This window comes from Niabella ginsenosidivorans, from assembly GCF_001654455.1.
Taxonomy (GTDB): Bacteria; Bacteroidota; Bacteroidia; order Chitinophagales; family Chitinophagaceae; genus Niabella; species Niabella ginsenosidivorans.
Map to the genome: position 1 here is coordinate 3,096,902 of NZ_CP015772.1, position 19,283 is coordinate 3,116,184.

Sequence of the window (19,283 nt, forward strand, 5' to 3'; positions counted from 1 at the left end):
GTGAAATTCGAAAGTATTTATAAACAATACTGGCAACCAATATTCCGGCTCTGTATGGGCTATATAAATGACAGTGCCCGGGCACAGGACCTGACGCAGGAAACATTTATAATTGTATGGAAAAGTTTGCCGAAATTCCGGCAGGAGGCTTCCCTCAGTACCTGGATCTTCCGGATAGCGGTAAACCTTTGCCTGCGCCAGCTAAAAATAGAAAAAAGGATTCCTCAGGGCCAATTACCTGAGCAGGTCAAAGATGAAGATACCGTAAACCGGGAACCACAGGTGGCCTTTCTTTATCAATGCATTGCGGAACTTCCGGAAACAGACCGCATTATTATCTCCCTGGAGCTGGAAAATGTAAAACAGGCTGAAATAGCTGTTATAACAGGGCTTTCAGAAGGAAACGTACGAATAAGGATCCACCGGATCAAAGAACGATTATCAAAAAAATTCAAGGGTTATGAGCACTGAGTTTGACCTCAAAAAGATATGGGACAGCCAGAACGTTCCAATGCCTGATGTAAAAACCTTTTATAAAGCTGCAGGCATGTACCGGAAAAAAGAGATCCGGAAGCTGATGGCAGCAAACCTTATATTGACAGCGACCATTGTCTTTATCCTATGGGTGGCCTTGCATTCCCGCCCGGTAAAGGCTACTACTTCAATCGGCATCAGCATCATCATTATCACCATCGCCGGTTACCTGATCTTTAATAACCAGCTGTACCCTTCCTTTAAAAAATTAAGCCTTTTACAGAACAACAAAGAATTTCTTGATCAGCTATTAGTCATAAAAAAGCGACAACACCTTATTCAGACAACCGCCATTCATTTATATATGCTCTTTCTGCTTGCAGGACTGGCGCTGTTCCTGTATGAACCCGCCAGTTATATGACTGTACCCTGGCGCATTATCACCTATGGCTGCACCATCGGCTGGTTTCTCTTTGCATGGCTAATCCTGCGCCCACGAACTGTAAGAAAGCAGAATGCCCGCATTGATCCATTGATCCGGCAGTGTGAAAAACTCTCCCGGCAATTGGATGAGTAAAATAGAGCAAGATTCGTACTTCATATACTGTAAATTGTTTCCATCTTTGTATAACAAAATACAGGTATAATGAATACACAGGATCATATCAATTTTAACAGGGTAGCCCAGGCCATTGAATATATACGCAGCAATTTTAAAGAACAGCCCGACCTGGAAAAAATTGCAAAAGCCGCACATACCAGCCCCTATCATTTTCATCGGATCTTTTCTGACTGGGCGGGCACCAGCCCCAAAAAATTTTTGCAGTACATTAGTGTGGAACATGCGAAAAGCGTTCTCAGAAACGGCAATGCTTCTGTAGCAGATGCTGCATATGCTACCGGCCTTTCCGGCACCAGCCGGCTGCATGACCTTTTTGTAACTATAGAAGGGATGACCCCTGCTGAATACCGGAACGGAGGCAAAGACCTGGATATTAACTACAGCTTTGCAGAAAGCCCGTTTGGCAATATACTGGTAGCTTCTACAACAAAAGGCATTTGTTACATGGCTTTTTATAAAAGCGAGGCAACAGCTCTGGCCCATCTGAAACAGCGGTTTCCCAATGCGCATTTCCGGCGCAAGCTGGATCTGTTGCAGCAGAATGCGCTCTTTATTTTTCAAAACAATTGGGAACAGTTAAAAGAAATAAAGCTGCATTTAAAAGGTACCGGTTTCCAGCTAAAAGTATGGGAAGCTTTATTAAAAATTCCAATGGGGCAGTTGACCACTTACGGCTCACTGGCGGCCGAAATCGGCCAACCTTCCGCCTCACGCGCCGTAGGTACGGCAATCGGCAGCAACCCTGTAGCTTACCTGATCCCCTGTCATCGCGTTATACAGTCTACCGGCAGAACCGGCGGCTATATGTGGGGACCTGGCCGCAAAATGGCTATCATCGGATGGGAGCAGGCCCGGGTGATAAAGAATAAAGAATAGGAAATAAGAAATTTAAAATGCAAAATAGTAAGTACTGTTCCCTAACTGGTGCTCTCTTTTACATTTTACATTCATAATTCTATATTCATCATTTTACATTTAATATTTTACATTTCACATGCACAATCTTTTACCCTACGATGGTATTGTATATTATTACGGGAAACTGTTTGATACAAAAATTGCCAATGTTTATTTTCAAAATTTGTTGGAGCATATCAGCTGGCGCAACGATGCCGCCGTCATTTTTGGTAAAAAGATCATTACCAAAAGAAAAGTGGCCTGGTATGGAGATGCCCCATTTGAATATACCTATTCCAGCACCACCAAGAGGGCGCTGCCCTGGACAAAGGAATTGTTACAACTGAAAAAGATATGTGAAGAGCAAACCGGGGAAACATTTAACTCCTGCCTGCTGAACCGTTACCACACTGGAGAAGAAGGTATGGCCTGGCATTGCGATGAAGAGCGAGAGTTAAAAAAGAACGGGGCCATTGCTTCGTTAAGCTTTGGCGCAGAACGGAAATTCCTGTTCAAACATAAGGTTACCGGCGAAAAGGCTGACTGTTTTCTGGAGCAGGGCAGTTTACTGGTAATGAAGGGCCCCACACAAACCTACTGGCTGCATCGCCTGCCTCCAACAAAAAAAGTGCATACGGAACGCATCAATCTTACGTTCCGAACCATTGTCAGATAGTGCCAGTTTGATATATGGCTACTGTTATGTCAACTATACAGTATAGGGCAATATTTTTCACATAAAAGCACAGAAGGGTTTAATTGTTTGCGTAATTCCACGCTGTCTGCGGGAGATTTCAAATAAAGATTTAAGGCTGCCAATGACAGATTACATGATACGTTGAAAACCAATCCTACTTTAGTCGTGCTGAATTCCCGCCTGGATGACCCTGGTCGGACGGGCATTTCAGCATCTATGTATAGCATCACTCAACAGACCCTGGAACATGTTGTAAATGACAGATGTGTTATTGTTTTGAAAATCAATCTTTCTTTTGTCATGCCGGGTTTTTATTTTTGGTGCAAAAACGATGAGGTGATGACAAAAAGTGTCGTCACCTAGCGCAGCCTGCCCGAATGGTACAGGCGGGCGTAGCGATCCCGAACGTTCAGGACGAAAGGTCTCAGAGTTGAAGAGATGCTTCGGCTACGCTCAGCATGACGAAATTATAATTGATCCCTCAACGCATAATTCCATCTGTTATTGGCAACTTGTTTCGGCATCTATTTATTGCTCACCTGGACCCTGAAACTGGAGTAGACCCTGAAATACCCCGAACATTCGGGGCAGGGTGACCCGTAAGAAGGATTGTCATCACCTCATCCGAACTTTCGGATGATTTTGTTTTTACAAATGGAAAACTCGATACGTCACTACTTACTATTACATAGAACACAGGAAACACAGGTTTCATAGCATTTACATTCAAAGAACACTGTCACCCAGCTTGACGAAGGGTGATTAAGCTTCGTCGGACTCTGCCTGACATACCTTCACTTGGTGCAATTTAAATCTAAATGATATCACATAGTTTTTTATGCACCCTTAAATAAAAGCCGCCCTGGCTGAACCGGGACGGCTTGCTGATACAAAATAAACAAAAACAAATTACCAGATCTTTGCCCTTTCGTTTTCAGGTTTGTACATTTTATCACCCGGCTGAACATTAAATGCTTTATACCAGGGATCAAAATTTGTCAAGGGCCCGTTGGCTCTCCATTCAACGGGCGAGTGCGGGTCTATTTTTATCAGCTGGCGGGCACGCTCCGGAGTTCTTTTTCCTCTCCATACCTGCGCCCAGCTCAGGAAAAAACGCTGATCCGGCGTAAATCCGTCAATCAGTTCATTGCCCTGGCCCTGTTTGGTTTTCTTAAATGCATCATAGGCAATAGTAATCCCCCCCAGATCTGCAATATTTTCACCAAGTGTCAATAATCCGTTTACGTGTATAGAATCAAGTACCGTATAACCATTAAACTGATCTTCTACCATTTTTGTCTTTGCCTTAAATTTCTTCTCATCTTCCGGTGTCCACCAGTTTTTCAGGTTGCCATCTGCCGCGTATTGCGCTCCCTGGTCATCAAAGCCATGCGTCATTTCATGACCGATCACCGCCCCGATGCCTCCGTAATTCACCGCATCATCTGCACCAAAATCAAAGAAAGGGAACTGGAGAATAGCTGCAGGGAAAACGATCTCATTAAAGGTAGGGTTATAATAAGCATTCACTGTATTGGGCGTCATGCCCCATTCTGTACGGTCTACCGGCTTGCCCAGCTTTGCCAGATCCCGTTTATATTCAAAAGCGGATGCATTCAATACATTCTGCGCATAATTATCCGGTGTTATTTCCAACCCTGTATAATCCTTCCATTTATCCGGGTATCCGATCTTCTTTATGAATGCCGCCAGTTTGGCCTCTGCCTTCTGTTTGGTGGCATCACTCATCCAGTCAAGATTTTTAATGCGGTTGCCAAATGCTTCCTGCAGGTTCTGTACAAGATCCACCATTTTTGCCTTTGCCTCCGGCTTAAAATATTTGTCTACATACAGCTTTCCCAGCTGTTCTCCTATAGCGCCATCAATTACACGCATCACCCGCTCCCAGCGCGGTTTCTGCGCCTTCTGCCCGCTTAATGTACGGGCATAAAACTCAAACCGTGCATTTTCAAAACCGGAGCCCAGATAAGGGGCCATATCAGAAAGTGTATTATAGGTCAGGTACGCTTTCCACACTTCAACGGGAACTGACTTTAACAATCCGGACAATGCCCTGTAATATTGGGGAACGGATACCAGCATACTATCTTTTCCGGTAATGCCCATTTTTGCAAAAACATCCTTCCAGTTAATATTGGGCGTTTGTTTGGAGAAAGCTTCCACGCTGAATTTGTTATACATTTTCTGCGGATCGCGCATTTCTTTCGGGTATAGGGAAACGGCTGCCAGTTTATTCTCCACATCAAAAATAGCCTGGGCGTTTGTTACCGCAGCAGCGCTATCCTCCCCACCAAGACTTAATATTTTTGCTATATAGGCTCTGTAGGCTTCCCGGTTCTTTTCCGCGGTTGTATCCTTATCCGTATAGTAATCCTTGGACGGCAGCCCCAAACCGCCCTGTCCGAACTGTATAATATTTTCAGTAACGTTCCTGTCATCCGGGCCTATATAGAAAGGCAGAACCGATTGCAGCCCCTGTTTGTTATTTTCAATAACAATATCCAGCACCTGCTCAGGAGTGGTAACAGCCTTAATAGCATCCAGTTTCTTTTTGATAGCATTGATGCCCGCTTTATCTATGGCGCCGGTATCCATACCGCTTTTGTAAAAAGCCGCCACATTGTATTGAGCCGATCCGGGCGTTGCTTTTTCTTTTACCACATCTTCCAGCAGGGTATGAACCGATTTATTGGTATTGTCTGCCAGCTCATCAAAACTGCCCCAGCCGGTTTTATCAGCCGGAATGGATGCCTTTTTTAACCATGCCCCATTTGCGTAAAGAAAAAAATCATCGCCGGGCTTTACCGTTGTATCCATATTTGCCCGGTCTATATAAGTAGTGCTGTCTTTTGCTGCTTCATTGGGAGCCTGATTGGTACCAGGGCCACATCCCAACACTCCCGTAGCTATAACTGCTGTAGCCGTCAGCATTCTTTTGTAAATCATTCCGTTTATTATTTAGGCTCAAATATAATTTGAAAGAGCTGTATTCATTCCATAATTACACAAACGGCAATCCTCCCGTTAGCCGGCCTTTTATTATTGTACTTTTTGAAATAGCCCAACTATATGATTACCAATATCATAAAAAATCTATTAAATCAATACCGGGGCATAAAAACCGGCTTTCAGAGAAGCGCTGTATACAAGCATTCCTTTCTTTCTGAAGCAACAGGGTTACAGCCGGTATGATAACAGGCCTGAAAATAATTTTCAACAAATCTGCAGGTCTTTTTTTTATGCCTTCTTTTATTTTAATAAATATTTATTTGAAAACGAAGACATTCGATAAAGCGTTATTTTTTTGATGACCAAACACTGGCCCGCATCAGATCAACAAATGTTTAAGCCCGCATAAAAACAGCAATTTTACGTTTTATTGGTATAAACTTTGTGTCAATTCAAAAGGTTTTCTTATTCTATAAAACATACTGATTTTATTTAATAAGAAATGCAACTATGGTTTTCAACTATTTTCAGGATCTAACCTTTAGCCCGTTAAAAATAGCACAAGTTCTTTCATTTTGTACTACAGATATTTCCATAACAGACAAAAAACTTTTTTATGGCACAGCTTACACAGCCTGTATTCAGCATTAATGGTAAACCATTAGCCCAGTTCACCTCTTTCTCATTAAGCCAGAATATATTTGACCACCATCGCTTCATGCTTGTTTGTCCGGCCCAGGCTATAGACGGCAAGAGTGGCATTTTTACTTCTTCAAAAGATATGATCGGCGCTACTTTTGGTGCAAGGATCACAGGCATGGGGGTAAAAGACAACATGCTTTTTAACGGTATTATCACAGGTATTGAAACCTCCCGCTTTACAGGGCATCACGGGGATGTGATCATTACGGGCTACAGCCCCACTATTGTTTTAGACAGCGGGCCACATTGTAAAAGCTGGGAGAAAAAAGCCATAAAGAATATTGCCCAGGATGTGCTCAAATTCTTTCCCCAGAACCTGCTTGAACCAAAAGTGCAGCCCCAATACGGTGAAACACTGGCCTATACGGTACAGTATAAGGAAACCGCATGGCGGTTCTTACAACGCCTGACCAGCACCTATGGTGAATGGTTATACTGGGACGGCAGGAACCTTATTGTTGGCCAGCCCAATAGCAGTAAAAGCGTTCCCCTCACCTATGGAAGCAATCTGAGCCGCTTCAACATTTCATTACAGGCGAGGCCTACCCAGATGCAAATGATGGCCTGGGATTATATGAACAGCCAGGTATATACCAGCCAGCCCAGCGGTATAGAGCAGAAAGCCGGTCTAAACCCCTGGGGCGAACAGGTATACAAAGCCGGCCAGGCCGTTTATGGAACACAGCCAAAGATCTGGAACAACCAGTTCCTTACCAATAAAAAACAGCAGGATGATATTATCAATATGCGCAGCGCAATGGAAAGCAGCCGCATGGTAAGTTTTAATGGTCAAAGCGGGCATCCGGGCGTTGCCATTGGTGGCAAAATAGAAGTAAAAGGCAATAATGTCTTCAGCAGCCAGTCTGAAGGCTATGGGGATTATACCATTATTGCAGTGAACCATCATGTAGACGCACAGGGGCATTATGAAAACGATTTCTCAGCGGTGCCATCCACTATTAAAGTTCCGCCTGTTGAGCCCTTCAGCGATCCCAACTGCGAAACGCAAAGCGCTATTGTAACCGATAATAATGATTTTAACGGCCTTGGACGGGTACGTGTAAAATTTCACTGGATGAACGGTGCTGAAAAAACCCCATGGATCCGTGTTACGACCCCTCACGCCGGAGGGGGTAAAGGTATGTTCCTGATGCCGGAGGTTGGCGAAGAGGTTATTGTAGGCTTTGAAGGAGACAGCGCTACCAAGCCGTATGTCATTGGTGCCGTTTACCACAGCCAGGCAAAGAACAGCTTCGGCAATGCCGGTAATGACGTAAAAGCATTACAAAGCCGCAGCGGCAATAAATTAATCCTGGACGACAATGCAGGCAGCGTGCTCTTGTCCGATAAAGGAGGCAACAGCACTACTATGGACGGAGCAGGAAATATCATTACCAGCAGCCAGCAAAGTATTGAATTGAAATGCGGAGCCGCCAGTATCAAGCTTCATCAGGACGGTACCATTGCCATTAACGGAAAAGATATTAACACCGTTGCCACCAACAATATAGCTCATACAGCAACGAATAATATTTCTCATAATGCCATAAACATCGGTCTTACTGCAACCAGCGATTTTAGCAGTTCCGGACAAACCGTTAATGTGACCGGCGCACAGATGATGAACCTGCTGGCAGCTGCACTTACGGCGCATGGCGCCAGTGAAAGCAACTTCACCGGCGGAAAAGTAAATATGTCGTCTGAAGCAGGAGACGTCAGTGTTTCCAGCTCCAGCCTTTTAAAGTTAAACGCATAACCCGGCAATATCTTTTATGAGCACTTCCACAACCTCTATTGCCCAGGAATTTTACAAGCTGAGAGAAGAATGGGCGCGCATTGATCCACTAAAAAGCTGGAAGCTGGCGATCTGGGTAGCCCAGTATACCGATATTGAGCTCATCAACCATTTCATGGAAACAGAGCGGTTGGCTATTGGTGTGTTTGAAGACATTTTTTTCCGTTTTGACACGCCTTTTACCGGCGACCAGGAATTGTATGAACGGGAGCTATGGCTGGAATATCAGGAATGGTTTGCCCCCAGCCCGGACCCTAAGTTTGATATATACGGCGCTTTAAAACAGGACGGTATTCTGCCAAAAGATTTTAAGCCTGATATTCAGCCGCTTTCGGGGTTTGAAAATTTACTGAAAGAACTGCTTCGTTTCAGAGCCCATTTAAAAGGATACGAAAACAAAAACTTCCTTCTGTATTTCCCGTCCGGCAATCCTGATGCCATCAGCGCCAAAAGCTGGTTTGTTAATAAATTAAAGAAAGGCATTCCCGATGGCATTCGCCTGGCCACCATGGATTACGGGCCTGCCCGGAAAATTTATATTCCCAACCCGGAACTGCGGCCGCTGGTGGCAGAGCTGATCCCCCGGCTGCATATGCGGGAGGCGATCAATAATGATATGGATAAAGCTGATGGCACCAGTGATACGGTTAGTATTGAGAATCGTTTGCGCAAGCAGATCCGGGTGGTGATGGAAACCACCACACAGTATTCTTCATCGCTGACAGGCAGGGAAGTAAAAAAAATGCTCTCACTGGCAAAGGCGTCAAAAGACAATACGGCCTATATCACGTCTCTGCTGATCGCATCACAGGCATATTATACCATAAAAGATACAGCAGCCAGTGAAGCCTATGCGGTAGAAGCCATTGCCCGATCCAGAAAAGCGATGGATGACAATGATCCTGCCGGTTATCCTGTATGGCGCTCCTGCATGATGTTAAGAGGCGGACTGTTTGCCTCTAAAAGAAAATGGGAAGAAGGTATTAAGATCTATGATGAAATGGCTGAAGAAGCCACCCAACGCGGTGACGCGTTCTTTATAATGGAGGGGCACCGCATCAGCGCGCACCTGCATTACCTGCGGGGAAGGCGCCAGACCGCTTTTGAAAAATCGTTACTGGCATTGGTAGGCGGAAGCTACCTTGATAAAACAGCCCTGCGGCAGTCGACCTTTGTACACGCCGCCTTTATGGCCGTGCATTTAGGTAAGCAGCTAAAAGCGCCTGATGAGATGAAGGCTTTATACCACTCTTTAAGTGAATGGCTGGGGAAAGACTGGCAGGAACTGCTGGAAGGCATGAGCATTCATGATATCCTGGTAAAGCCTAAAGCCCGGTTTTCCATACCGATCGGTTAAATTTTTATTATGCAACCTGTTACTTCAAAATACGTGCAATGAGTAATGCAATGAACAGCGCCGCCCATGGTCTTGAACAGACGTTTGGAGAAGTGTCAAACGGCATACAGCATATTCAGGGTGCCATGGCCAGCATATTACCCTCTTTTCCGGGGGTCTCTGCCGGAAAGATCTTGGACCTCGCCATCGGGCTTGATTTTGAGCCCACCGTTATGCCGCCCTGCCCGGTATTTCCGGTGCCCCATTGCGGTTTGGTGTTCGACCCGTTTGCGCTGATCATGGGCGCTATTGCTTCCGCAATGCCGGCAAAGCCTACATCGCTCCTTGGAAAAATAGCGGCTGCCATCCTTGATTTTTTAAGGCCTTCTGTACAGGCCAATAATTTATGGATCTGTAACGCGGGCACTTCCGTATATCATTTACCGGCATTCCTGATCCACCTCATCCCGTTGGCCAAACCCTTCTCCTCATCCGAATTATGGATGGGCAGCAGTACGGTTCTGGCCAACGGAGGGCCTTTCTCTACTCAGTTCCACCCCACCCTTTCCTGTAACCTGGTAGGGTCTCCTTCCCTGCCAAGAAAAAACAAGCCTCCGAAACTGAAGTACCCGTTAATGTTGCCTACTTCCATTCTCATTTGTATATTTTCAGGAAGCGGTAAAATACTGGCTGGCGGGCCACCCACCATTGACCTGTTTGCCCTGGCAATGCACCTGGGATTGAAAGGGCTGGGTAAAGCAACGCAAAAAGGCATTGATAAGATCCCCTCCAAATACTCCAAGCTGGCCGATAAGCTGCAGGCCGTGCAGTGCAAGGTGTTCGGGGAGCCGGTAGACGCGGTCACCGGCAGCGTTATAGCCACCAATACTGATTTTGAACTGCCCGGTCCCCTGCCCCTGCAATGGACCCGTTATTATTACAGTGATGCAGAGGTAGAAGGCCCTCTGGGTTTTAACTGGCATCATCATTACAACATGGGGCTGTATGATATGGACAACGGTTATATAACACTGCGGCTGGCTGACGGACGGGAAGCCACTTTCCCTAAAGTGCATATCAGCGAAGTATTTTACAACCGTGAAGAACAGCTTTTTTTCCGGCAGGATGAAAAAGGGTTTTTTGTTACTGACGCCGAGAAGCTCGTATACCGTTTTGAAGGAGCAAAGAACAAAGACGGGTATGCAATGCTTTCTTCCGTTACCAATGCGGCCGGGTTCAGCATCCGCTTCAGCTACAATCTAAAAGGACAGTTAAAGCGTATCATTGACAGCTGCCGGCGGATATTGCAGGTTGAGAATGACCAACTGGGCCGTATTACCAGGATCTATACCGTATTGGAAGACCGGGAGGTCAATTTTATCCAATACAGTTATGACGCCGCCGGCAACATGGTAAAAACCCTGGACGTTATTGGCGCTGAAAAACATTTTTATTACGAGGGGCATCTGCTGGCACAGCTGACCAATCAGTCGGGCATGAATTTTTACTGGGAATATGAAGGAAAAGGAGATGATGCCCGCTGCATCCATACCTGGGGAGACGAAGGGGTACTGGAATACTGGGCAGAGTATAAAGACGGGGTCACCGTTACCCGCAACAGCCTTGGTCATACAGCTGAATACTACTATCATCCCAACCGGCTGATCTATAAGATCGTTGATGAAAACGGGGGCATCACCCGGCAATCATGGAATAAGTTCAGAGAGCTGGAAATAACCATAAACCCGGAAGGCGGCGTTGTGAAATATGATTACAATGAATACGGGAAACTGGTAGCCGTTACCAATGAGAACCGGCAAAATAATAATTACCAGTACGACGATCGTCAGAATCTGAAATACACCAGCAGTTTTGGCAACCATTCAGCGTTTTATTTTTATGACGAGCAGAACCGCCTTACCTGCAGAAGGAGTTCAGAGGGCCGGGCCATCCATTACCATTATGAAGGGCCCTACCTTACGCAGATAAAAGATCACGGCGGCCGTACGGTTAACTTCACCTATGATGAGCACAACAATATTACAAAAGCCACCTATTATAACGGGCTGGAAGAGCACTGGAGCTATGACGGGCTGGGATATATAACCCGCTATACGGATGTAAGAGGGAATAGTACAGAATGCAAAAACGATGATGCGGGTAACGTCATTTATTTAAAAGAAGCAGATGGCAACGAGCACCATTTTAAATATGATACCAGTTACAACCTTGTGGATGCAAAAGACCGGTTCCATCATGTGCAGTTTGAATACGGGCCGCTGGGTGTGCTGAGAAAAAGGATACAGAACAACCGGACCGTACAATTCAATTATGATACCGAGCTGCAGCTAAGAAGCATTGCCAATGAAGGCGGTGAGCTTTATAAGTTCGGGCTGGATGGCATGGGAAATGTGGTTAATGAATGGGGCTTTGACGGCCTGCACCGCCGTTATCTGAGGGATGGCAATGGTCGTGTAACAAAAGTATTACGACCCGGTGAACGGTGGACGCAGTACAGTTATGACGGAGTGGGAAATATTGTACAGGAAGAGCACAGCGATGGATCAATGGCTGCCTATAAATACAATGCCGACAGCTTATTGATTGAAGCCTTCAATAACGACAGCCATATACGGCTGACCAGGGAGCGCAACGGGCGCATTGTTAAAGAAACACAGGGAGCTTACGCGGTTACCCGGAAGTATGATGTTGACGGCAATTGTTTGCATATCGGGAGTAACCTGGGAGCAGACATACAGATGCAGTACGACCGGCAGAACGGTTTAACAGGCATAACAGCCATTACGGCACCTGATCAGGGAACACCCGGGGAAGCCAGCTGGGCCGCAGCCATCCACCGCGATGCCACCGGCCTGGAGCTACACCGCCAGCTGTCCGGGAATGTGGGAGTGAAAACAGAGCGTGACCGGCTGGGCCGCGTTACCCGCCGCAGCATTGGTGCGCATAATGCAGAGCAAAGCCGTACCCGGTATGACTGGGGCATGGGCAACAAGCTGAACCGCATTGTAAACGAGCTGGACAAAACCAGTACGCTGTTTGAATATGATGCTTTTGATAACCTCATCAGCGGTACTTATGAAAATAAGAATGGCGTTACTGAAACCATTTACCGCGTACCGGACAAGATTGGTAATCTTTTTAAGACCCGTGACCGGAGCGACCGGAAATATAGCAAAGGCGGGCGTTTGCAGGAGGATGACAAATATGTTTACCATTATGATGGCGAAGGCAATATCATTTTCAAGGAATTTAAATCCAACCCTAACACTGCCGCCATTGTACATACTGAATATGCCAGAAAACATAGCCTTGACTTCAAACGCTCCGGCACCGGCTGGATCTATGAATGGGCAGGAAATGGACTGTTGAGAAAAGTGATCAACCCGGGAGGAAAAGAGATCGAATTCTTTTATGATCCCCTGGGAAGAAGAATTGCCAAAATTGCTTATGACAAAAACGCGCGGTTTTATGAAGAAAATACCGGCGTTGTTACAAGATGGGTGTGGGATGGCAATGTGCCGCTGCATGAATGGAAATATGAAGGAACTTATCCGCCCAAAAAATCAGTAGATGAAGAAGGCATCAAAGAAGAACAAGAACCGGTTGAAAATACGATAACCTGGCTGTACGAAGCCAATAGTTTTGTACCTTGCGCCAAGCTCATTGATAATGAACAGTACAGTATTGTTACTGATTATTTAGGTACCCCAACCCATGCTTACAATGGTAGTGGTGAAAAAGTTTGGGAGCGGGAACTGGATATTTACGGGGCGGTAAAAAAAGAAACCGGCAAAAAAGGATTGGTACCTCAGCTATACCAGGGGCAGTATGTGGATGAAGATACAGGATTGGCGTATAACCGGTTCCGGTATTATGACAATGAAAGTGGGAATTATATCAGCCAGGACCCGATTGGATTAGGTGGAGGTAATAAGTTTTATGCTTATGTACATGATGTTAATAGTTGGACGGATAGCTTAGGACTAGATCCAATAAAAAATAAAGTGGACGGGGATGCTCGAGAAAAAATTGCCAGGGAGCAACTACAAAAAGAGCATCCGAATGCTAAAATCGTTAAGGAAAGATACTTGAGGGATGCTAATGGTAAAAGTGTAAAAGACTCCCTTACAGGTGAACGACGGAGGATCGACTTAGTTGTAATTGAAGATGGGAAAGTTACAAAAGTAGTCGAAGTCACTAGTCATACTGCAGATAAAACAGCTCAGCGTGAAAAAGAAATGAGGATAAGAAATGAGGGAGGAACTTATATACGAGAGCCTGGAAAACGGGGAAAAAACGGTTTACACGACATCTCTGGAATAGAAACAGAGAGAATGAATATTGATTTAGAGGGTCATCATCATCATTAATTATTTATTATGGAAACTAAAGATAAAATAATTGAAAAAGTTGGATGGGTTACAAAAATGAAATCAACCCCACCTTTAACACAGGAATACATAAATAGTAAATATTTGCAATTCAAGAATATGGTTAACTTTTTGCAATCAAAAAATTTAACAACAAGAATCATTCTAGCTGAAGATGACACAGTTAGCGATGAATCTGAGCTTAAGTTTGGTGACTTAACAGAGGAAGGTTTAGAATTTTATAAAAGAGCAATTATTCCTTGGAAAAAGAAGATAGATAAAAGTTCGGATAAATTAAAAGAGATAAACAATGTCTCCTTTTTGGAAAAAAAATATAGCGGGTTTATAAAAGAATAAACTAAATTGCAAAAGTGGAAAATACTTTGATTGCCTATGATTTCCACCGCAATTTTTCCAAGGGTAATATAGAAATGAACTCTATAGGCGAGATTATAACTACATGGCATGTGGCAATATCATTGCGCAGATTTTGATAAATTTATTGAAGGCTTAAATCAAATTAATTACAAACCTAAACAGTTATAATGGGTAATGAGTTATTGAACAAATATAATAGTGGTCAGGAAAAGAGTGTTTGGCAAGAAATAGGTAAATTAACATTTATTGAATTAGATGATAATAAACAAACAGAGATTAAAGAAATCCTAAGCCAAACAATTTCTTTAACCCGTATTAACATTGAGTTGATCATTCAGAAAATTCAGACTGATAACAGATTTACATTAAGGAATGCCAGCGACCTTACACCATCAACTGACATTAAAAAATTAGTCAATATAGTAAAACCGTTTGGTTTCTTACCACTTTCCTTTTTAGAACTTTACAAGTATATAAAAAATGTAAGCCTTATACTTGATACCGGTTTTCAAAAAAAATACCCGTATTCAGACCCCATATACATTGAATCAATCAGCAATATTTTAGAAATATGTGGGGATGGCAGCTGGCAGGAAGATATGGAGGAAAATGAAGAAGAAGCCCTTCCGGTCTATTTATACTTCTCTCCCGATTATTATCACAAGGATGGTGTTAGTGGAGGCGAGCCCTATGGTATTGAAATATCCAAAACCCAAAAAGTTGATGGTACCGTTTTTAATACTCCCTATGGTGAAATTCCATTCATAGAATATTTAAGAATTTGTTTTGACCATGTTGGGTTCCCTGGAATTGATAAAACTGAAAACCCATTTAAAGATGTTGCAGCAGAACTAAATCATATATAAGTTATTCCTGAAGCTGACCATAAAACAGAAGAAAGCATCAAAGAAAACAGGAACTGTTTAAAAATAGAATCACCTGGTTGTACAAAGCCAACAGTTTCGTACCTTTCACCTAAAGTCTATTAAATAATTACACAATACTATTGTATATTTGGCAATAAATACCAATTGATGGCCAAACCAGTATTAAAGATTCAAGGATATCAACCTGAAGATATTAAAGCTTTATTGAGAAAAGACGAGCGTTATACAATTGGACTACGTTTGTACGCGATCTACCAGGTTTCATTAGGCCAACCCAGCCGGAAGTTAGAAGAGCTGTACAATACCAGTTTTAAACAAATTACAAATTGGGTGCATCGTTTCGAACAGGAAGGGATAGAAGGTTTGAAAGATAAAAGAGGTCGGGGCCGCAAGTCAAAGCTTGATGAGGAGCAATTAGAAAGGATAAAGCAACTACTTTTAAATGAATCACCGATTGATTTTGGCTTCAATACAGCTACATGGACCGGCCCCCTGGTAATAGATTGGATCAGAAAGTATTTTGGATTGGAGTATAAGAAGGCCCAGATCTACAACATCCTAAAATCGCTGGGCTTCAGTTATCAAAAGGAAAGGGAATATTCCCGGAAGCAGGCCAAGAGAAGCAGGAAGCCTTTAAAAAAGGGTTAAAAAAAACTGTTCGAAGAAAAGGCTGATGCAGTTTTGCTTTATGAAGATGAGTTTTCATTGTCCAATACAGCAACAGTTGGTTATCAATGGTCGGCGAAAGGCAAACAACCACATATATCCTGCAAACAAAGTAAAAGAGAGCGTCAAACAGCCTTTGGCTACCTGAATTATAATACAGGACAAATGACAGTAGTTTTGCCGACCGAGGCAATAGTAAACATTCAAAAAGTTTCTGCATAAGGTGCTGTCTGAATATAGGGATGTATCGAAAATTATTAGGGTATTGGACAATGTAGCCTATCATCATGCCAATAAAATCAAAGACCCGTGCAAGCCCATCCCAAATTGGAATTGTATTTTTTACCTCCATACAACCCTGAACTGAATGCTGTAGAAAGAGCCTGGTGGTATATGAGAAAGAAAACAACACACAACCGGCTTGTTAAAAACCTAAAAGAACGAAAAATAGCATTTTGAAAAATGTTCTCACATTATCAAAAACCAAACAAGGAAATCAAAACTATTTGTGAAGTCAATTATTAGACTCTATATAAAACTGATTCCGGCGTAATAGTATACCAGCCTGGTCTTCATTCTGCACAAAAAAACGCGAAGCCGTACGCTTCGCGTTAAAAGAAATTTACCCGGATGCAACTGATCCATCCCGGAAGCAACTGCTATACCTGAAAGTCCCACCATTTTTGCTCAGACTGCGCTGAAGCCACCACATTATCAATAAAGGCCATTCCACGTACCCCATCTTCTACAGTAGGAAAATCGAGGCTTTCTTTTGAAGGAACCTCGTTGTTCAGTTTAGCCTGTAATGTCTGTGCAAAATTTTTATAGTGATTGGCAAAAGCTTCAAGGTACCCCTCGGGATGCCCGGCAGGTGTACGGGTATTATGTTTCGCATAATCGCCCATATATCCGCTGCCGGTACGATACATTTGTGTAGGTGCATCCAGCCATTTTACCAGCATGGTATTGGGTTCCTGCTGGTGCCATTCCAGCCCGCCTTTTTCTCCATACACCTTTATCTTTAAAGCATTCTCCTCACCGGCAGCCACCTGGCTGGCAATCAGCACCCCCGATGCCCCGTTGTCAAACTTTAACAGCAGGGCCCCGTCATCATCCAGCCTGCGGCCTTCCACAACCGTGTTCAGGTCTGCGCAGATCTTAGAGATCTTTAAACCCGTAATATATTCAGCAAGATTTGCGGCATGGGTGCCTATATCGCCCATACAACCGCTCTTACCGCTTTTACTGGGATCAGTGCGCCAGGCAGCCTGCGCATTGCCTTCCCGCTCCGTAAGCCGGCTCAGCCAGCCCTGCGGGTATTCCACATACACTTTTCTTATTTTTCCAAAAGCGCCCTCAGCCACCATCTGGCGCGCCTGTTTTACCATTGGGTAGCCCGTATACGTATGGGTTAAGCAAAGCAGCAGTCCGGTTTCGTTTACTTTTTGCTGCAATTGTTTTGCTTCGTCAAGACTAAATACCATTGGTTTTTCAATTACCACATGAAAGCCGTGCTCCAGGGCCATCATAGCCGGCGCAAAGTGCACAAAATTGGGAGTTACAATGGATACAAAATGCATGCGCCTGTCTTCCGGCAGTTCCCGTTCTTTTTTAATCATTTCTTCATAGCTGGTATAAATACGGTCTTCGGGCAGGTACAGCATCCTGCCGGATTCCCTGGCAACATCAGGATGCTCGCTCAATGCACCGCAGCACAATTCAATTTGTCCGTCCATATTTAAACCGAGGCGGTGCACAGCACCAATAAAAGCATCTTTACCACCGCCAATCATACCCACACGCAATTTCTCTCTTTTCATATAGTAATTTTTAGTTAAAAGGAATGGTTACGAATATACATATTTCTGCCTAAAACAAAGGGCTCCGGCAAACAGCTCCCGGGATGAACGCATACATCTGTAAACAATTATGCCACAGATGCACGAATCAATAAAATACATTTTTCCCTTCTAAAATGGGCACCAATAGCGCCAAATGGCAACCTTTTGTGGCGATTGACAAAAGGTTGAAAAGAAAATAGATGAGTTGATGGTCTGGTATTGTATCAATACTCCGCAACTCATCCGAAAGTTCGGATAAGACAATAAATCACAATTACTGCACGAACCCCCTGCTAATAGGAGAAAAAGTTGTGTATGCAGCATAGCCGTCCGGTCAGGTGGGCATTCGCGGCATTGTGAATTACCTTTATTCATAGCCCATTTCAGTAAAAAATAAAGTGATGCGCCTGGCCTGAGACAGATTCCACTTTTTCTGAGCTATTATTTAGCAGGGGCTCTCAACGGCACTGCATCTGGCAGCACCGGTTCCCCGCCCGGCTCCTATACTGCCGTTCCGGCAGGGATATCCGCCTAAGCGGGGCAGCCCCTCTGCTCTGGTGCCAATGGCATCTGTTGCCGACTCCTGTTATGAACCGGTGCTGCAAATCTTTTTTCTACCACTAAAAAAAGAACGATATTGCGGCGGAATTGTTAAATGATGAAGACCTTTATAGCTACTGCTCTTATATGCATTTTATTGATAGCATGTCAGCAGCCCCATAAAAAAAGCACCAATACCCCACCGGTAGCCGTGGATACCGCCGCTGAAAAGCTACCCCCGGCACAACCGGAGCTTCCCCGGCTTACCTACTCTTTTATAAAAAAGAAAGTATGGCAATCCATGAAAGACAGTTTTCCGGGAGCCGCGCATCTTGATATCCTGACGGCAATTAACAGAACGGATTCTGCTCATATACGTAACCTGGACAGCATTCTGGTACCAAGCGATTATTCATTGCCGCTAACAGCCTATCTGCCTTTCCCAACGGAGGCCGGTTTTTTAAGCGATGTTCATAAAATCATTGTATTTTCTATACCCGCACAGGCCTTTGCTGCCTATGAGAACGGGAAACTGGTGTGGACAGGGCAAACCAATAGCGGGCGTAAAACAAAGCCCACCCCACCCCGTTTGTATTTTACCAACTGGAAGGCCAGGCAAACCATCAGCACGGTCAGTGACGAGTGGAAGCTGAAATGGAATTTTAATATACACAACACCTGGGGCATCGGGTTTCATGAATACGGGCTGCCAGGCTATCCTGCTTCTCACAGTTGTATGCGTTTACAGGAAAAAGATGCAAAATTCCTGTATTACTGGGCCGATCAGTGGATCCTTAAAGGCAATCAGTTACTTGCCTGCGGAACACCTGTAGTGGTTTATGGCACTTATCCCTTCAGTCAGCCCCGCCCCTGGTTCCGGCTGGCCGATGATCCGTCTGCATTAACCATTTCCGCCGGCCTTCTCAAAAATCAGGTAGCACCTTATATTCCGGAAATAATAAAGAGACAGCAGCAAAGGGATTCTGTAATAACAGGCATCTGAGTATGCGGTCCGCTTTGCCATTTTGCGGCGCACTTTGTTTTCAGATCAAAAAAAAGGGATACGGATTAAAAAAGAAATGCTCCA

At 44.3% G+C, this 19,283-nt stretch carries 14 protein-coding genes; 12 read left to right on the forward strand and 2 right to left on the reverse strand.

The genetic code is table 11. The features are described from left to right. The 4 genes from A8C56_RS12915 to A8C56_RS12930 all read left to right on the forward strand — a co-directional run bounded on the left by A8C56_RS12915 (window position 1) and on the right by A8C56_RS12930 (window position 2,669). Window positions 1-471: an RNA polymerase sigma factor gene (locus tag A8C56_RS12915; protein WP_067756689.1), complete on the forward strand. Its 471-nt coding sequence runs from the start codon at window positions 1-3 to the stop codon at window positions 469-471. Beyond that, on the forward strand, window positions 461-1,051 hold the full coding sequence (locus A8C56_RS12920) for a hypothetical protein (RefSeq protein ID WP_067756692.1): 591 nt from the start codon (window positions 461-463) through the stop codon (window positions 1,049-1,051). The genes A8C56_RS12915 and A8C56_RS12920 overlap by 11 nt, the downstream gene beginning before the upstream one ends. Window positions 1,052-1,120: 69 nt before the next feature. Beyond that, window positions 1,121-1,972, forward strand: coding sequence for a methylated-DNA--[protein]-cysteine S-methyltransferase (locus tag A8C56_RS12925; RefSeq protein ID WP_067756695.1), 852 nt, complete (start codon window positions 1,121-1,123; stop codon window positions 1,970-1,972). A 118-nt stretch (window positions 1,973-2,090) separates the two neighbouring features. Then, window positions 2,091-2,669, forward strand: coding sequence for an alpha-ketoglutarate-dependent dioxygenase AlkB family protein (locus tag A8C56_RS12930; RefSeq protein ID WP_067756698.1), 579 nt, complete (start codon window positions 2,091-2,093; stop codon window positions 2,667-2,669). Between the two features lie 930 nt (window positions 2,670-3,599). Here the strand turns inward: A8C56_RS12930 and A8C56_RS12935 are convergent. Beyond that, entirely contained in the window at window positions 3,600-5,657 is a 2,058-nt protein-coding gene (locus tag A8C56_RS12935) for a M13 family metallopeptidase (RefSeq protein ID WP_084490191.1), read from the reverse strand. 619 nt (window positions 5,658-6,276) lie between these two features. Between A8C56_RS12935 and A8C56_RS12940 the strand changes: the two genes are divergently transcribed. From A8C56_RS12940 to A8C56_RS25495, 7 genes are all read left to right on the forward strand, one after another. Continuing rightward, on the forward strand, window positions 6,277-8,118 hold the full coding sequence (locus A8C56_RS12940) for a type VI secretion system Vgr family protein (RefSeq protein WP_067756702.1): 1,842 nt from the start codon (window positions 6,277-6,279) through the stop codon (window positions 8,116-8,118). 16 nt (window positions 8,119-8,134) lie between these two features. Beyond that, window positions 8,135-9,514: a hypothetical protein gene (locus tag A8C56_RS12945; RefSeq protein WP_067756705.1), complete on the forward strand. Its 1,380-nt coding sequence runs from the start codon at window positions 8,135-8,137 to the stop codon at window positions 9,512-9,514. A gap of 38 nt (window positions 9,515-9,552) precedes the next feature. Then, window positions 9,553-13,884 (forward strand): DUF6531 domain-containing protein, encoded by a 4,332-nt coding sequence (locus A8C56_RS12950; RefSeq protein WP_245645451.1) that lies wholly within the window; start codon window positions 9,553-9,555, stop codon window positions 13,882-13,884. Between the two features lie 9 nt (window positions 13,885-13,893). Beyond that, window positions 13,894-14,241 carry a hypothetical protein gene (locus A8C56_RS12955; protein ID WP_067756711.1) on the forward strand — a complete coding sequence of 116 codons (348 nt, stop codon included), beginning with the start codon at window positions 13,894-13,896 and terminating at the stop codon, window positions 14,239-14,241. 188 nt (window positions 14,242-14,429) lie between these two features. Then, the gene (locus A8C56_RS12960; RefSeq protein WP_067756714.1) at window positions 14,430-15,128 is read left to right on the forward strand and encodes a hypothetical protein; all 699 of its coding nucleotides are present in this window, start codon (window positions 14,430-14,432) and stop codon (window positions 15,126-15,128) included. Between the two features lie 168 nt (window positions 15,129-15,296). Next, window positions 15,297-15,797 (forward strand): helix-turn-helix domain-containing protein, encoded by a 501-nt coding sequence (locus A8C56_RS12965; protein WP_067756717.1) that lies wholly within the window; start codon window positions 15,297-15,299, stop codon window positions 15,795-15,797. 327 nt (window positions 15,798-16,124) lie between these two features. Next, window positions 16,125-16,274, forward strand: a complete 150-nt coding sequence (locus A8C56_RS25495) for a transposase (RefSeq protein ID WP_084490192.1) — start codon at window positions 16,125-16,127, stop codon at window positions 16,272-16,274. Between the two features lie 200 nt (window positions 16,275-16,474). Here the strand turns inward: A8C56_RS25495 and A8C56_RS12970 are convergent, their stop codons facing one another. Next, on the reverse strand, window positions 16,475-17,635 hold the full coding sequence (locus tag A8C56_RS12970; protein ID WP_067756719.1) for a Gfo/Idh/MocA family protein: 1,161 nt from the start codon (window positions 17,633-17,635) through the stop codon (window positions 16,475-16,477). Between the two features lie 718 nt (window positions 17,636-18,353). On the opposite strand from A8C56_RS12970, the gene A8C56_RS12975 reads away from it, so the two are divergent. Continuing rightward, the gene (locus tag A8C56_RS12975) at window positions 18,354-19,199 is read left to right on the forward strand and encodes a L,D-transpeptidase (RefSeq protein ID WP_218917184.1); all 846 of its coding nucleotides are present in this window, start codon (window positions 18,354-18,356) and stop codon (window positions 19,197-19,199) included. Window positions 19,200-19,283 lie beyond the last annotated feature (84 nt).

What these genes read in the sequence shown, in the direction of transcription:
- A8C56_RS12960 (WP_067756714.1), top strand. Translation starts at nt 14,430, where the DNA reads ATGGGTAATGAGTTATTGAACAAATATAATAGTGGTCAGGAAAAGAGT.
- A8C56_RS12925 (WP_067756695.1), top strand. Translation starts at nt 1,121, where the DNA reads ATGAATACACAGGATCATATCAATTTTAACAGGGTAGCCCAGGCCATT.
- A8C56_RS12965 (WP_067756717.1), top strand. Translation starts at nt 15,297, where the DNA reads ATGGCCAAACCAGTATTAAAGATTCAAGGATATCAACCTGAAGATATT.
- A8C56_RS12935 (WP_084490191.1), bottom strand. Translation starts at nt 5,657, where the DNA reads ATGATTTACAAAAGAATGCTGACGGCTACAGCAGTTATAGCTACGGGA.
- A8C56_RS12970 (WP_067756719.1), bottom strand. Translation starts at nt 17,635, where the DNA reads ATGAAAAGAGAGAAATTGCGTGTGGGTATGATTGGCGGTGGTAAAGAT.
- A8C56_RS12950 (WP_245645451.1), top strand. Translation starts at nt 9,553, where the DNA reads ATGAGTAATGCAATGAACAGCGCCGCCCATGGTCTTGAACAGACGTTT.
- A8C56_RS12955 (WP_067756711.1), top strand. Translation starts at nt 13,894, where the DNA reads ATGGAAACTAAAGATAAAATAATTGAAAAAGTTGGATGGGTTACAAAA.
- A8C56_RS12945 (WP_067756705.1), top strand. Translation starts at nt 8,135, where the DNA reads ATGAGCACTTCCACAACCTCTATTGCCCAGGAATTTTACAAGCTGAGA.
- A8C56_RS12930 (WP_067756698.1), top strand. Translation starts at nt 2,091, where the DNA reads ATGCACAATCTTTTACCCTACGATGGTATTGTATATTATTACGGGAAA.
- A8C56_RS12920 (WP_067756692.1), top strand. Translation starts at nt 461, where the DNA reads ATGAGCACTGAGTTTGACCTCAAAAAGATATGGGACAGCCAGAACGTT.
- A8C56_RS12940 (WP_067756702.1), top strand. Translation starts at nt 6,277, where the DNA reads ATGGCACAGCTTACACAGCCTGTATTCAGCATTAATGGTAAACCATTA.